Consider the following 16,291-nt stretch of genomic DNA (forward strand, 5'->3'; position numbering starts at 1 on the left):
CTATGCCATGATATACAATGTAAAGGAGGCGTTAGTATGGAAGTTGTTAGTCAAGAGGTAAAAAGTCGTTTTTTACGCTTGCAAATGAATTCTTTGATTGGTGTATGGATTGGATATGCAGCCTATTACTTAGTGCGTAGTAATTTTAATTTAGCGTTGCCGTATTTATCTGGTGAGCTAGATTTAAGTAAAACGCAATTAGGCTTATTATCAAGCTGCTTATTGATTACATACGGACTTAGCAAAGGATTCATGTCTGTGTTGGCAGATAAAGCAAATCCGAAGTATTTTATGGCTATCGGTTTGACTTTATGCGTCATCTTAAATGTATTGATGGGATTCACCACACATTATTCCTTATTTATCGGACTCGTTATTTTATTAGGTTTATTCCAAGGGATGGGTGTAGGACCGTCAATTATTACGGTAGGCTATTGGTTCCCTAGATCTCAGCGGGGTCGTGCTAGTACGATTTGGAATATGTCTCACAATTTAGGCGGCGGCATTGTAGCACCTATCGTGGGTGTAGCGATTGGCTATTTAGGAACAGAGCATTGGCGAATCGGTACATTTGCAGTACCAGCTATCTTGGCCGCTATTTGTGTCTTATTAGTCTTGTATTTTGTTCGTAAGCGCCCAACCGAAGAAGGATTACCAACTGTAGAGGAAGTATTCCAAGAGGAAGCGGCAGGACAAAAATCTGCTAAAATGGCAGCGGACAAACCAGAGAATATGAATGCATTTCAGGTGTTTTACAACTTTGTATTTAAAAATCCAAACTCTTGGTATTTGGTATTAATCGACGTATTCGTATACATGGTACGCTTTGGCATGATTACCTGGATTCCTTTATACTTACTGAAAGTAAAAGGTTTTACGAAAACAGAGATGAGTGTAGCGTACATGTTATTTGAATGGGCTGCTATTCCATCTACTATCTTGGCAGGCTACTTAGTAGACAAATACTTCAAAGGTCGCATTATGCAATTACCAATCTATTGCTTAGTGGTAATCTTTGCTTGTGTGATTGGGTATATGAACTCTGATAGTATTTTGTGGGCCACTGTATTTGCTTGTATTACAGGCTGCTTGATTTACATTCCACAATCTATGATTCCAGTACAGGCAATGGAAGTCATTCCAACCTTTGCCTTAGGATCTGCCGTGGGCTTGCGTGGTTTTATGAGTTACCTTGTGGGTAGTTCCTTAGGAACAACACTCTTTGGTTTCGTTGTAGACCATTGGGGCTGGGACATGGGTTTCTACACATTGCTAGTGGGCGTAGTCCTTTGTATGTTCTCTTGCTACTTATCTAATAGAGGAGTACAAAAAATCTATGCGGCTGCTGATAAAGCATAAACAGATATTTCAATGCTAATAAAAGAATAGACATTAGTAGAATATGCTAGTGAAAGTTACGAAGGAAAGCCTAAAAGTAGGCTTTCCTTTATTGCATGTATGGTAGTTGTATTGAAATTTGAGTGTGCACAGTATGAAAGTATACAGATTTATATCATCGATGATAGGAGAATAAAAAAACATGCTGTGGTAGAAACGGTAGTAAAAGTTTGCATCCCATGACATAAAATCATTATTTTGATTAAGAATTTGGAGTCCATGACATAAAACTATTATTGTTATGAAAAATATGTACTTCATGACATAAAATAAACAAAATTGAAGAAAATTTGGTATAGAATCCATAAAACTATGACAGGAACTTATGGAGTGTACTGAAAATAAAGTTATATTTAGTGTCGAAAAATCTCCCGCAATATGGTATGCTAATTTATATATGATTATTACTATGTCAACAATAAAGGTGGATGCATATGAGTGAATTAGTTGGTTTGATTTTAGCGGCCGGTAAAGGGACGCGCATGAAATCTAAACTTCCGAAAGTATTGCACAAAGTAGCTGGTAAAGCTATGGTGGAACGTGTCTTAGAAGCGGCTCAATCTGTGGGGGCACAGCGTAATGTGGTCATCGTTGGTTTCGGTGGCGATGATGTGAAAGCCTATTTAGGTGACCGTGCGGAATACGTCACACAATTAGAGCAAAAAGGCACAGGTCATGCGGTACAACAAGCAGAATCTGTATTGGGCAACCATGATGGTCTCATCTTGTTGTTGTGCGGTGATACACCATTGGTAACGCAAGAAACATTGGAACAATTGTTGGCGCACCACAAAGAAACAGGGGCGGCAGCCACAGTATTAACAGCCTACATGGACAACCCATATGGGTATGGCCGTATCATTCGTAATGATGCTAAGTCTGTAGAACGCATCGTAGAAGAAAAAGATGGCAAACTAGATGAATTAAAAGTGCACGAAGTAAACACAGGCATGTACATTTTTGACTCTAAAGAATTATGGCCTTGTTTAGAGCAACTTTCAGATGACAATGCACAAGGTGAGCTATACATTACAGACGTGGTGAGCATCCTTGTACGAGCTGGCAAAACGGTAAGTGCATATATGACTATGGATAGTGATGAGTCCTTAGGGGTAAACAGCCGTTTGCAGTTGGCACAAGCAGAGTTAATTTTGCGCAATCGCACCAACTTAGCGCTCATGGAAGCTGGCGTGACTCTAGTGGACCCTCATAGTACATATATTGCTCCAGAAGTGGTGGTTGGACCAGATACCATTATTTATCCGAATACAACGCTAGAAGGCAATACGGTGGTAGGAACGAATAATATATTGGGGCCAAATACACGCTTGTCCAACGTAACAGTAGGAGATAATAACCATATCCATGATTCCTATGCACATGATTGCGAAATCAAGAACGATACGGTGATTGGTCCATTTGTTCATTTGCGTCCAGATACAGTGTTGTCTGACAAAGTGAAAATTGGTAACTTTGTAGAAGTTAAAAATAGCGTGGTAGGGGTAGGTACCAAACTTCCTCACTTATCTTACATCGGTGATAGTGATGTAGGATCGAAGGTGAATATTGGTTGCGGAACTATCACGGTGAACTACGATGGTAAAAAGAAACATCGAACTATCATTGAGGATGGCGTATTTGTGGGTTGTAACTCTAATTTAGTAGCGCCTGTAACGATTGGTAGTGAAAGTTATGTGGCTGCAGGTTCCACTATAACGAAGAATGTGCCAAACCGTGGATTAGCATTCGGACGGGCTCGCCAAGTGGTCAAAGAGAACTGGGTAACAGATGATACTTTCAAGAAATAACAATGTGTAAAAAAAATGATAAAATAGTTTACACAAAATTGAGAAAATGAAGTACAATATACATAGAGCCTTTGTGCATCAAATTGTAAGTCAATTGTTTTAGAGGAGTAATGACATGACATTAGAAGATGGTAAACGACTCAAAATTTTTACAGGTAATGCAAATCCAGCATTAGCCAAAGAAATTTGTGATTATTTGGACCTTCCAATAGGAGAAGCCTTTGTAGGTCGCTTCAATAATGGTGAAGTACAAGTCATGATTGATGAAAGTGTACGTGGTAAAGACGTATTTATCGTACAACCAACTAGCTATCCAGTGAATGATAATGTAGTTGAGTTGTTCATCATGGCAGATGCTTTGAAACGTGCATCAGCTCGTCATATCACAGCCGTTGTACCATATTATGGATATGCTCGCCAAGATAGAAAAACTCGTGGTAGAGAACCAATTACAGCAAAATTAATGGCAGACTTATTACAAACTGCTGGTGTGACTCGCCTTGTAACTGTAGATCTTCATGCAGGTCAAATTCAAGGGTTCTTTGATGTGCCAGTAGACCATTTAATGGGGGCTTCCATTATTGCAAACTATATTAATGAAAAGAAAATGGAAGATGTCATCGTTGTATCTCCAGACCTTGGTGGTGTAACGCGTGCCCGCGATTTAGCGGACCGTATTGGTGCACCAATTGCAATTATCGAGAAAAAACGTCCACAACCAGGTGTTGCGAAAGTAATGAACTTAATTGGTGATGTACAAGGTAAAAACTGTATCATTATTGACGATATTGTAGATACAGCAGGATCGCTTGTAGAAGGGGCGAAAGCATTACAAGAATTTGGCGCTAAATCTGTAACCGCTTGTGTGACACATGCAGTATTAACAGATCCAGCTTGCGAACGTATTGCTAACTCCAACATTAAAGAGTTAATTGTAACAAATACAATTGATATTCCAGAAGAACGTCGATTACCTAATATTACAGTACTGTCCGTAGCTCCTTTATTGGGAGATGCGATTTTACGTATTTTCCGAGAAGAGTCTGTAAGCTCTTTGTTTGATAAATAAGATGAAGTTAATAGTTGGACTTGGAAATCCAGGTAGGGACTATGAGGGAACTCGTCATAATATCGGATTCATGGTAGTGGATGCTATTGCTGATGGAGTGAGTCATACACCATGGAGAGAAGATTATAAAGCGGAACTCTGTTCATGCACGATAGCGGGCGAAAAAGTATTGTTGGTAAAACCGCAAACATTTATGAACCTTAGTGGTGAGTCTGTAGGTCCTTTAATGCGATATTATAAGCTTACACCTGAGGATGTTTATGTTATATATGATGATATGGACTTACCAGTTGGGAAGATTAGAATTCGACCAAATGGAAGTGCAGGTGGACACAATGGGATCAAGTCTATGATTAGTCATTTAGGAACGGACGGTTTTCCACATTTTCGTTTTGGCATTGGTCGACCTTTGCCGGAGTGGACCGTTGTAGATCATGTATTATCACGATTTCCAGAAGAACAACAGGATACAGTAAAGAAGGGCGTTAACGCTATGATGAAAGCTGTTCTTGGTTGTGTAGAAGTAGGTATCGATAAAGGAATGAATCTATATAATCCTAAAAAAGGACGGCCTCGTTAAAAAAATCAGAAACAACCAAAATAGAGCATTTGCTCTATTTTGGCTTTTCTTTTGCATATATCGTGTATATGAAAGTGATTTTGATTAATCCTTGCATGACTTTTGAATTGATGAAGGAATTCAATCAAATAAATTCACTATATATGTGTTTTCATCTTGAAATTATGAAAATAAAAGTATATACTAAATCTAGAGCAGTATAATTAGTATTTAATGTGAATCGTCTTTATTTTTACTTATTGTGAGGGAGGCATTATCATGAAAGGTAATAATTGGGGCGGCAAGCGGGCTGGTGCAGGTCGCAAAAAATCCTTATTTGAACGTAAAGGACGTACATTTCGTTTGACTGATGCTGAATTTTTAGAAGTTAAACCATTAGTGGACGCAGTACGACGTCGTACTGAAGAAGCAATGTTGGCTACATTAGCATCTAAAAGTAGAAAATAATTGTATGTTCAATACTATCGGTTTTAATTAGCGTAAACGCTTTTGATTACAAGTTAGTATGGAAAATCGGCCCCTTTTTGGGGTCGATTTTTTTAATATATTTTATTCTATAGAATAAGCTTGACAATATCGAAAAAAATCGTTATAATATTAATTAACATAGCAATATAGTCTGATGCTAGTTAAGATATGTATACAAATGGATGCTTATTGTAAACATTCTTATGACGGACTATTAGCTATGGTGGTTAAACCCGACCACGGAAGGATCCAATTTTGGAAATGAATTCAAATAATTACTACACAAATGGAGGTTAGCAATGAGCTTAATTAAAAGTTTATCCAACCGCTTGTCTGTGCTAGGATATAGTGGTTACGAAATTTCACAAATTATCAATAGTGCAACGGGCGGTCAAGACATCAATGCTTTGACTAGTCAAGATTTACACCAAGTGGCAAATACAATGGAACACTATGTGCAAGCAGGTTCCCAATACGTTGCGGAATATAGTAAATAATCAAAAACTGTTACAGTTTGTAAGAAATTACAAATTGTAACAGTTTTTTGTTTCTTAAAAAGCTAGAAGATAGTATATTACATATAAACTTTATAATCATGCAGTGTATAATATCCTTATGTAATATGGTGGAAATCTACAATTAGATGGTGATAGAATACCTTGAATCGATGTACAGAGTAAGGTAGAATACTAAATAGAGTATGTAGATCTATAAATTTAATAATATTGTAAAAGAATCAACAGTAAATATATGAAACAAAGGTTAAATCAAAATCGACTTCCTTTTGTGGAGTCTTTAGAACAATATAAAAAACAACATATGGTGCCTTTTCATACTCCTGGTCACAAGATTGGTAAGGGAGCTCCTGCATTACTCACAGAGTGGATGGGAAAGGCCTTACCCTATGATTTAGGCTTAATGTATGCTATCGATGATTATCATGAGCCAGAGCGTGAATTGCTGGAAGCACAACAACTGGCAGCACAGGCCTTTGGAGCCGATCATACATGGTTTTCTATTAATGGAACATCTGGTGCGATTCAAATGATGATTATGAGTGCAGTGAAAGAAGGAGAATCCATCATCATTCCTAGAGAGGCTCACTGTTCTGTTCATAATAGCTTAGTATTGAGTGGAGCTAAACCTATCTATATGAAAGGGCGCTTTCATCCGCGCTGGGGCATACCAGTAGGGGTTACAGCGGAGGAGGCCATCGCTACGATGGATGCACACCCAGAGGCAAAGGCTATATTGCTAGTACATCCTAATTATTATGGCGTGGGCATAGATGCAAAACGAATTGCAGAGGTAGCTCATGAAAGACATATGCTAGTGTTAGTGGATGAGGCTCATGGACCACATCTTGTATCATCTTTAGGAATGCCAGAGCCAGCTTTAGCGAGTGGAGCAGACTTAGTCGCTCAAAGTACACATAAGTTATTAGGGTCTTTAACACAGACCTCGATGCTCCATGGACAGGGGTCTCGTATTGATGTAGACCGTATTCAACGATTACAACAAATCTTGATGAGCACTAGTCCGAATTATATTTTCTTAGCATCTTTGGATATGGCACGCCATCAATGGGTTACAGAGGGACAATCTCTCATGAAAGATACATTGAACTTAGCTCGTACTTTGCGAAGGGCTCTGAATGAGATTCCTGGCATTGCTTGCCCTAGTGTTGAGGACATAGAAGGTGCTTTCAGTTTGGATGAGACTAAGATTATTATTGATGCAAAGAACCTTGGACTGACTGCACAAGAGTTAGAACGAGAGTTGCGAGCCCGTCATATTGAAGTGGAACTCATGAAAGCCTACCATGTCTTGTTATTGATTACCATAGGTGATACGGATACATCTATACAACAGGTCATAGATGCAGTGCAGGATATTTCGGATCTATATAGACACAGGATTGAAAGTATTACTAACTCTATTGATTTTTATGCAAGTACAGTAGAAACATTACCCACACCAATCGTGGCACTTTCACCACGGCAAGCATTTTATACAGAGATGGAAGAAATCCCTTTACCACAAGCCCTAGGGCGAATTAGTGGGGAAACGATTACCTATTATCCACCGGGAATTCCTTGTCTAGGTGTAGGTGAGACTATAACGGAAGAAGTATTGGCATATATGAAACAGAAACAATGTGATGGGTATGTACCGAATGGTGCTAGGGATCGCCAGTTGCAGACAATCCTCGTGTGTAAAGATAGAGAGATAGAGGTACGGGATTGACAGAGTATACGAGAAGAATTGTGATGTCATAAGGAGATTTATATGGGACAATTAATTATTATTGAAGGCGGCGACGGCAGTGGTAAGGCCACGCAGACAGCAAAATTATTGGAACGACTAAAAGCAGAAGGATACCCAGTACGGTCTGTAAGTTTTCCTAATTACGATAGTCCAGCAGCAGAACCAATTAAAATGTACTTGCGAGGAGACTTTGGAAAAGAGGCGAACTCAGTGAATGCCTATGTGGCTAGTACGCTCTATGCCATAGACCGATTTGCATCGTATCGCCAAGATTGGCAACGCTTTTACGAAGAAGGTGGCATCATTATTGCCGATCGGTATACTACATCGAATATGGTGCATCAAATGATAAAGTACACTGATAAAAAAGAACGAAATACGTTTTTACAATGGCTTGATCAATTAGAGTACGATTTATATGGGTTACCAAGACCTGATGCAGTGATTCTATTAGATATGCCACTATCGTTGTCCAAAGCGTTGTTAGCAGAACGCACAGGCAAAACCGGTGGCAATACGGGTGATATACATGAACAGGACGCCTCTCATTTGACGGCGGTTCATGATGCTTATGATATGTTGGTGAATGCCTATGATTGGCACCGTGTGCACTGCGAGAATGAAAGCAATCAGTTGCGCACTATTGATGACATTCATGAGGAAGTGTATGGTATTGCAAAACAATATATATGTAAAGGCTAGTCCCTAGCTAATGGAATGTGCCTATAGTATCATGGATAGTCTGTTATGGTATGATACATGTTCAAAAAAGGATATGATAGAAACACCACATGGAGTGCAAATATTTTGCCGAAACCATGGGGTGTTTCTTCTTTTATTCGTGTATTTATTGCCATAACATGCTATAATAAAGCGTAGTCTTATGAGGTAAAGGAGGATGTATGTCATTTTTTGAAACTGTACTTGGTCAACATCAAGTGAAAGAACAAATTAGTACATTAATCCGAGATTCTGCTTTGCCCCATAGCTTACTGCTCTACGGAGAAGCAGGTTTAGAATCGACATCCATGGCCATCGCCATTGGGTCCCTATTAGTGGGACGTCAGATTTTTTCTCCTGATGAAGGACGAACTTTTTTATCCACTATAGAGCAACAACGCATTGAGTCTGGTGAAAGTGAGAGCGCAGTCAAAGATAAAGGATTGCCAATCTATATTGATCAAGGTCAAGCCTTTTGGATTCGCCCTATGAAAACACAGCTCAGTGTGGAACAATGGTATACCTTATTAGAGAAGTATATCAATGTATCTAGTGATACACCGCGGGTGGTTATCGTAGAAGGTTTTCAGACAGCCAATACTGTCTTAGCGAATGCGATGCTAAAAACGATTGAAGAACCACCACGGAATATGTATTTTATCATTGTCACTACCAATATCGACAATGTACTACCCACCATCGTGTCACGATGTATGCTTATCGGTATGCAACCAGTGCCAGAAGAAGAATTGGTACAAGCCCTAACTAAAGAAGGGTATACAGGAGATATTCGACGTGCTGTGCGAAGTGCTCGTGGAAATCCAACATTAGCTCGTCAGTGGGCGCAGGCTGGTGGTATTGAAAGTTTAGAAAAGGCTATGGAAGTACTAGAATGCGTAGTAGAAAGAAGTCATTTCTTTACTACCTTAGCTCTATCCTTTGAGGGACTTTCAAAAGAAGTAGTACTCGATATATTGAGCTGGTTACGTGTGTTAGCAAGAGATATGCTAGCCTTGCGATATGGTACAGAGAGTGAAAAGATAATACTAAGTGAGTATAGATTCCGTATGCAAATGATTTTACCACGATGGTCATCAAAATCTTTGCAACGAATTGTGCCCATTACATTAGAAGCAGAACAGGCGTTGCGCCTTAATGTGCGCTTAGGCCTTGTTATAGATGGAGTTATATTAGCCTTAAGGGAGGCTGTGAAGGAGGATATATAGTGGTTACTATAGTAGGAGTACGCTTTAAAAAAGCTGGCAAAATCTACTACTTTAGTCCAGGGTTTGTAACCCTTACGACAGGAGATGGGGTCATAGTAGAAACCTCTCGTGGTTTGGAATTTGGGGAAGTCGTAATTGGACCACGAAAAGTATCGAAAGATAGCGTGGTGCAACCGCTGAAAGAAGTGACACGTAAAGCCACGCCAAAAGATTTTAAACAAGTAGAGAAAAATAGAGAGCGAGAAGAAAAAGCTTTTGAGATTGGACTAGAAAAAATCGCTTATCGTGGATTGCCTATGAAATTAATCAATGTGGAATACACATTTGATATGAATAAAATTGTATTTTTCTTTACTGCAGAAGGTCGAATTGACTTCCGAGAATTAGTAAAAGATTTGGCTAATGTATTCCGTACGCGCATTGAATTGCGACAGGTTGGTGTGCGCGATGAAGCAAAAGTATTAAATGGAATTGGTGCTTGTGGACGTCCATTATGCTGTGCTAACTTCTTAGGCGATTTTGCGTCTGTATCTATTCGTATGGCGAAAGATCAAAATTTGAGCTTAAATCCAACAAAAATTTCTGGCATTTGTGGTCGCTTGATGTGTTGTTTGAACTATGAAAATGACTCCTACCTAAAAGGAGGAGACTTGTATTCGCAAAAAGTAAAACAACCAGCTCCTGTAGCAGAGCCACCTGGTATCGGTAAAGAAGTAGTCACCGATGAAGGGTTAGGAAAAGTTTTAAAAATCAATACTATGAAAAAGACAGTAAAAGTACAATTAGAAGCGGGACGAACTATCGACTTACATTGGTCGGAAGTGGCATTGCCGGATGAAGAGTAATATTACAATCACAGAATTATTACTAAGTGGGTTTCAGTTGTTTCAAGACGAAAAAGAGTTTAAGTTTTCTATTGATGCTATTTTACTCGCTCATTTTGGAGAGGCAAAACCCAATAAGAACTATTTAGAATTAGGTACAGGCACAGGAGTGATTCCCCATGTATTGTACCATCGTGGAGCTCGTCATGTAGTGGGGGTAGATTGTAATTCCTGTGTGATTGAGTTAGCTCAGAAAAGTGTTATTCATAATGATATTGCAGATGCTGTATCTATGGTGGACCTAGATTACATGACCGATGATGGCAAACCGTATTATGGTCAGTTTGATGGTATCTACATGAATCCGCCCTATTTTGAATCGAATAGTGGACTTCTATCACAAGAAGAAAGTATAGCATTAGCCTTACATGAACAACAACACTCTATGAAAGATAGATTGGTACAAGCTCAACGGTATTTAAAATTTGGTGGCACACTGTGGATGATTTATACAACCCCACGGTTAGAATCCTTACTGAGTGCTATAGAACAGACTCAATTTAGGGTAAAACGAATGCGCTTTGTTCATGGTAACCAAGATAAAGTGAGCAAGTTAGTATTATTAGAATTAAAATATGGTGGAAAACTAGGTATGGTAGTTGAACCACCTTTATATATTTACGTAGTGGATGGTTCCTATTCAGATGAGGTACAAGCATATTATGAGTAGTCATAAAGGGACATTATTTTTAATTCCCACACCCATTGGGAACTTAGAAGATATGACCTATCGGGCTGTGCGTACATTACAAGAAGTAGATGTGATAGCAGCGGAAGATACGCGTCATACAGGGGTATTATTACAACATTTTAATATTGTAAAGCCTATGATATCCTATCACGAGCATAATAAGGTGGACAAAGGTATAGAACTGATTGGACGCCTATTAGAAGGTCAATCAGTAGGGCTTGTGAGTGATGCGGGGATGCCTGCCATTTCTGATCCCGGTGAAGATTTGGTGAAAGAGGCTATCGAGGTGGGAATACCCATTGTTCCTTTACCAGGTGCGAATGCAGGTCTAACGGCGCTTATCGCATCAGGGCAAAACACAAAGGAATTTCACTTCATAGGTTTTCTGCCGAAACGAAAGCAGAATGTAAAAGAGGTGTTATCACGGATTGCTACCTATGAAGGAACGCTGATTTTCTATGAAGCTCCCCATCGTATAGAAGAAACTATCCAAAACTTATATGAAGGGCTGGGGAATCGCCCTATCACAGTAGGTCGTGAACTGACGAAAAAGTTTGAAACTTTTACACGAACTACCTTGCTAGCGTTACGAAATGATTTCGGTCAAATCGTAGAAAAAGGGGAATTTGTCCTCTTGGTGGGTGGCAAGGAGACTGTGACAGATGAAACGAAGGTGGAGGAAGTAGTGCTTTCACCACTAGAGGCAGCCTTAGCCTTAATCGAAGAAGGGGTGCCAAAAAAAGAGGCAGCCCGTCAAATTGCAAAAGAGCGTGGCCTTTCACGGCGCGATATATATAATGAAATTGAATGGTATAGTAAGGAGAGAACAGATGACTAAGAAGCCATATTATATTACGACACCAATTTATTATCCAAGTGCGAAATTACATATTGGGCATACATACTGTACGTCCATTGCTGATACAATTGCTCGTTTCAAACGCAGAGCTGGCTATGATGTGCGTTTCTTAACAGGCTCTGATGAACATGGCCAAAAGATCCAACGTATGGCGGAATCTATGGGGATTACTTCTTTAGAATATACAACGCAAATCGTTGATGGATTTAAACATTTGTGGGAAAAATTGAATATTTCTCATGATGATTTTATTAGAACTACAGATGAAAGACATATCAAATATTGCCAACATTTATTCCAAAAAGCATTCGATAATGGAGATATTTACAAATCTTCATACGAAGGTTTATACTGCGTACCATGCGAAACATTCTGGCCAGAATCTAAATTAGGTCCAGAAAAAACATGTCCTGATTGCGGTCGTCCATTAGAAGTAGTACAAGAAGAGAGTTATTTCTTCCGCATGAATAAATACGCTGATCAATGGTTCAAATTTATAGAAGAGAATCCTGATTTTATTCAACCAGAATCTCGTCGTAATGAGATGATTCAATTCGTGAAACAAGGCCTAGAAGATTTGGCAGTATCTCGTACTAGCTTTAACTGGGGCATTCCAGTACCATTTGATGAAAAACATGTTATGTACGTATGGTTTGATGCGTTGATTAACTATATTTCTGCTTTAAACCCATTGGATGAAAACAGTGATTTATTTGAAACGTACTGGCCTGCAGACTTGCACCTAGTAGGGAAAGAAATCGTTCGTTTCCATACGATCATTTGGCCGATTATGCTCATGAGTCTTGGCTTGCCATTGCCGAAAAAAGTATATGGTCATGGCTGGCTTGTAGTAGATGGTACAAAAATGAGTAAATCCTTAGGCAATGTGATCGACCCAATTCCATTGATTGATACTTACGGTTCTGATGCGTTGCGCTATTTCTTGGTGAATGAAGTGCATTTGGGCAATGACGGTAATTTTAGCTTGCCTAACTTTATTACGAAAATCAATGCAGACTTGTCCAATGACCTTGGTAACTTGTTGAATCGTACCGTAGCGATGATTGAAAAATATCATGGTGGTATTATTACAAAACATGCGCCAACAGAAGATGTTGACAAGGATTTAATTGCTTTAGCTGAGCAAACAGTAAAAGACTACGAACAATTGATGGAAGATATGCAGTACAACAAAGCCTTTAAAGCTGTGTGGGCTTTCATTGGTCGTACGAATAAATACATTGATGAAACGATGCCTTGGGTACTCGCAAAAGGGGCTAACGAAGGCGATGCAGAACGCTTAGAAGCTGTCATGTATCATTTGGCAGAATCCTTGCGTATTATCGCTGTCTTAGTGGATCCAGTGATTCCAACAGGGGCTCCTAAAATTTGGGAACAACTTGGTTTACAAGGGTTTGCACAAGCTATGCTAGATGATGTACGCACATTTGGGGCTCTTCCGACTGGTACAAAAGTAGTAAAAGGAGATCCAATCTACCCACGTTTTGAAATTCCTGAAATGGTAGAAGTGGCGCCAGAAGCTGCAGAAGAATCCACTGAGGAAGTGGTAGATACTAGCAATATTCCACCGATTAAAGAGGCCATCGAATACGATGATTTTGCAAAACTAGATTTACGGGTAGCGAAAGTATTGACTTGCGAAGCTGTAAAAAAATCTAAAAAACTGTTGTTGTTTACCTTAGATTTAGGTATTGAAACACGCACGGTAGTGAGTGGTATCTCTCAATTCTACAAACCAGAAGACTTAATTGGCAAAAAAGTGATTTATTTGGCAAACTTAGCGCCGAAAAAAATCATGGGCCATATGTCAGAAGGTATGATTTTATCCGCTTCTAATGAAGAGGATCAATTAGAAGTAACCAATATTGAATCCTTAACTCCAGGAAGTGTGGTGAGATAATGCGATTGTTTGATACACATGCGCATATCAATGATGAACGATTTGATAATGATCGGGAACAGATGATTCAAGACTGTTTTGACCAAGGCGTAGAGTATATTATGTGCCCTGCTGTGGATCGTCAAACAGCAGAGTCTGCCATTGCTTTGGCTGAACAGTATGACCGTGTCTATGCAGCGGTAGGTGTGCATCCACATGAATCTAAAGATGCCACAGAAGAAGACTATGCATGGTTTAAACAAATGGCGTCCCATCCTAAAGTAAAAGCCATTGGCGAAATCGGTTTAGACTATTACTATGATTTTTCTGATAGAGATGTGCAAGCAGAGTCTTTCAAACGCCAATTAGCCATTGCTAGAGAAGTGGATTTACCGATTATTATCCATGATCGTGATGCGCACGGGGCTATTCGAGATATGCTAGTAGAACATGGAAAAGGTAATTATGGGGTCTTCCATTGTTTTTCAACCAGTTTAGAAATGGCAAAAGAATTTATTAAAATGGGCTATTATATTTCCTTTGCAGGACCTGTAGTATTCCCTAAATCTACGAATCTAAAAGAAGTAGCGAAGCACATTCCATTGGACCGTTTGCTCATCGAAACAGATTCCCCCTATTTGACGCCACCTCCATTTAGAGGGCGTCGCAATGATCCATGTAAAACACAATTTGTGGCTCAAGAAATTGCACAATTGCGTGGTATGGATGTAGAAGAACTAGCTGCTATTGCCTTAGAGAATGGTAAGCGTTGTTTTGGTATTGAGTAATATAGAATGAGAAAGGCACTTTCACAGTAGCATATACGGAAAGTGCCTTTCTGTGTACATAGGAGACCTATGAAACGAGTAGCATTAATAGATTTAGGATCAAACTCAGTACGGTTTGTCATTTCAGAAATTACAGATTCAGGCAGTTATCGCTTGGTATATCAACAGAAGGAGTCCATTCGCCTCAGTGAGGGTATGTGGACTCATCAAATGTTGACAAAACCTGCTATGGAACGGGCCATTAAAACATTGAAAGCCTTGTTGCATATGGCAAAGGCTATGGGAGTTACAGAGATTCAAGGTATTGCTACAGCGGCTGTGCGATTGGCCACAAATGGTAATAGCTTTATTCGTCGTGTATATGCAGAAACAGGGATTCCTTTACGTGCCATTAGTGGAGAGGAAGAGGCATATTTAGGATTTTTAGGTGTTGTCAATACCATAGGATTAGATGATTTTATTGTATTTGACCTTGGTGGAGCTAGTATAGAAATTAGCTTAATTGAAAATCGACAATTAAAAAAATCTGTTAGCCTTCCTATGGGGGCTCTTGTGATGACAGGACAATTTAAATCGGGTCATGAGTTTACAAGTGCCGAATACGAAGCTATGGTGCGTTATATCCAAGAGGTATTGCATCGTGAAAGTTGGTTGAAACATGCCAAATTACCTCTTATTGGAATTGGAGGGACAGCCCGAAATATTGCCAAAATGGACCAACGGGAGAAAAATTATCCCATCCCTAAACTGCACAATTACAAGGTAAAAAAAGCGGGTATGGAGGCTTTGTTTCATCGGGTGAAAGAAACACCGTGGGAGGAACGGAAAAAGATTTCTGGGTTATCTGCGGAACGGGCCGATATCATCGTAGCAGGTATGGCCATTATTATGGAATTGATGGAGTATACAAGGGCATCGTCCATGATTGTCAGCGGTTGTGGCTTGCGGGAAGGGCTATTCTTTCAGTATTATGGAGCTAACTATTCAGAAGAGAAGTATGGGCTACCATGTCTTCAAAAAAATGGCATTGTAGATGATATTGTGACCCACTCTACTTTGAATGTACTGCGCTCTTTCACACCTCACGATGTGGACCATTCTTTATATATTGCGAAACTAGCAAAACAGATTTATAAACAATGGAAAGAACTACTGCCAGAAGGAGAGCGCTTAAAATTAATCTTGAAAGTAGCTTCTTTGCTCCATGATTTAGGAAAACAAATTAACTATTATAGCCATGCACGACATAGTGCGTATATGATTATTAATAGCAACCTCTATGGATTATCTCACCGAGAACAATTACTTAGTGCGTTTATTGCATCCTATTCCCATGGAGCAAATAGCAAATTTATTAAGCAGTCTCCGTATCTCTCACTACTAAAAGAAGGGGATCGGGAGATGATACAGAAATTGTCCTTTCCCTTAGCCTTAGCAGAGGCTTTTGAAGAAAGTCATGAACGTACCATACGTTCCTTTCAAACCTATATTACGGATAAACAAATAGATATGTATGTTAAGGTGAAAGAATTAAGCCATATTCCTATGATGGAGATGGCTATCGAAAAATTAAAAAAGCAGTGTAAGAAAGAATTTAAACGTGAATTAGTGATACATTGGAAAGTTCGTTAG

General features: G+C 39.3%; 15 protein-coding genes. All 15 read left to right on the forward strand.

Features of this window, described 5'->3' with window-relative positions; genetic code table 11:
* Positions 1 to 36: 36 nt before the first annotated feature.
* The 15 genes from EO114_RS02620 (at position 37) to EO114_RS02690 (ending at position 16,291) form a co-directional block, all read left to right on the forward strand.
* A complete protein-coding gene (locus EO114_RS02620) occupies positions 37 to 1,359 on the forward strand; it encodes an MFS transporter (RefSeq protein WP_009372184.1) in 1,323 nt (440 codons plus the stop codon).
* A gap of 473 nt (positions 1,360 to 1,832) precedes the next feature.
* The gene (gene glmU, locus EO114_RS02625) at positions 1,833 to 3,206 is read left to right on the forward strand and encodes a bifunctional UDP-N-acetylglucosamine diphosphorylase/glucosamine-1-phosphate N-acetyltransferase GlmU (protein WP_127061346.1); all 1,374 of its coding nucleotides are present in this window, start codon (positions 1,833 to 1,835) and stop codon (positions 3,204 to 3,206) included.
* Positions 3,207 to 3,321: 115 nt separating this feature from the next.
* Complete coding sequence (locus tag EO114_RS02630) at positions 3,322 to 4,275, forward strand: ribose-phosphate pyrophosphokinase (protein ID WP_009372162.1); 954 nt, start codon at positions 3,322 to 3,324, stop codon at positions 4,273 to 4,275.
* A gap of 1 nt (position 4,276) precedes the next feature.
* Positions 4,277 to 4,855 (forward strand): aminoacyl-tRNA hydrolase, encoded by a 579-nt coding sequence (pth, locus tag EO114_RS02635; RefSeq protein WP_127061348.1) that lies wholly within the window; start codon positions 4,277 to 4,279, stop codon positions 4,853 to 4,855.
* Between the two features lie 258 nt (positions 4,856 to 5,113).
* Complete coding sequence (locus EO114_RS02640) at positions 5,114 to 5,302, forward strand: hypothetical protein (protein WP_009372189.1); 189 nt, start codon at positions 5,114 to 5,116, stop codon at positions 5,300 to 5,302.
* Between the two features lie 320 nt (positions 5,303 to 5,622).
* Positions 5,623 to 5,820 (forward strand): hypothetical protein, encoded by a 198-nt coding sequence (locus tag EO114_RS02645; protein WP_009372177.1) that lies wholly within the window; start codon positions 5,623 to 5,625, stop codon positions 5,818 to 5,820.
* Positions 5,821 to 6,073: 253 nt separating this feature from the next.
* Complete coding sequence (locus EO114_RS02650; protein WP_127061351.1) at positions 6,074 to 7,570, forward strand: aminotransferase class I/II-fold pyridoxal phosphate-dependent enzyme; 1,497 nt, start codon at positions 6,074 to 6,076, stop codon at positions 7,568 to 7,570.
* A gap of 42 nt (positions 7,571 to 7,612) precedes the next feature.
* Positions 7,613 to 8,293: a thymidylate kinase gene (locus EO114_RS02655; protein ID WP_126941107.1), complete on the forward strand. Its 681-nt coding sequence runs from the start codon at positions 7,613 to 7,615 to the stop codon at positions 8,291 to 8,293.
* 200 nt (positions 8,294 to 8,493) lie between these two features.
* A complete protein-coding gene (locus EO114_RS02660; RefSeq protein WP_127061353.1) occupies positions 8,494 to 9,537 on the forward strand; it encodes a hypothetical protein in 1,044 nt (347 codons plus the stop codon).
* The gene (locus tag EO114_RS02665; protein ID WP_009372216.1) at positions 9,537 to 10,382 is read left to right on the forward strand and encodes a stage 0 sporulation family protein; all 846 of its coding nucleotides are present in this window, start codon (positions 9,537 to 9,539) and stop codon (positions 10,380 to 10,382) included. The genes EO114_RS02660 and EO114_RS02665 overlap by 1 nt, the downstream gene beginning before the upstream one ends.
* Positions 10,372 to 11,091 (forward strand): tRNA1(Val) (adenine(37)-N6)-methyltransferase, encoded by a 720-nt coding sequence (locus EO114_RS02670; RefSeq protein WP_127061356.1) that lies wholly within the window; start codon positions 10,372 to 10,374, stop codon positions 11,089 to 11,091. The genes EO114_RS02665 and EO114_RS02670 overlap by 11 nt, the downstream gene beginning before the upstream one ends.
* Positions 11,084 to 11,950: a 16S rRNA (cytidine(1402)-2'-O)-methyltransferase gene (rsmI, locus tag EO114_RS02675; protein WP_127061358.1), complete on the forward strand. Its 867-nt coding sequence runs from the start codon at positions 11,084 to 11,086 to the stop codon at positions 11,948 to 11,950. The genes EO114_RS02670 and rsmI overlap by 8 nt, the downstream gene beginning before the upstream one ends.
* Positions 11,943 to 13,892, forward strand: a complete 1,950-nt coding sequence (gene metG, locus EO114_RS02680; protein ID WP_127061360.1) for a methionine--tRNA ligase — start codon at positions 11,943 to 11,945, stop codon at positions 13,890 to 13,892. Before rsmI ends, metG begins: the two co-directional genes overlap by 8 nt.
* Positions 13,892 to 14,659, forward strand: coding sequence for a TatD family hydrolase (locus tag EO114_RS02685; RefSeq protein ID WP_127061362.1), 768 nt, complete (start codon positions 13,892 to 13,894; stop codon positions 14,657 to 14,659). The genes metG and EO114_RS02685 overlap by 1 nt, the downstream gene beginning before the upstream one ends.
* A 69-nt stretch (positions 14,660 to 14,728) precedes the next feature.
* Positions 14,729 to 16,291, forward strand: coding sequence for a Ppx/GppA phosphatase family protein (locus tag EO114_RS02690; protein WP_127061365.1), 1,563 nt, complete (start codon positions 14,729 to 14,731; stop codon positions 16,289 to 16,291).

The sequence above is a fragment of the Veillonella sp. 3627 genome (assembly GCF_003992195.1).
Lineage (GTDB): Bacteria > Bacillota > Negativicutes > Veillonellales > Veillonellaceae > F0422.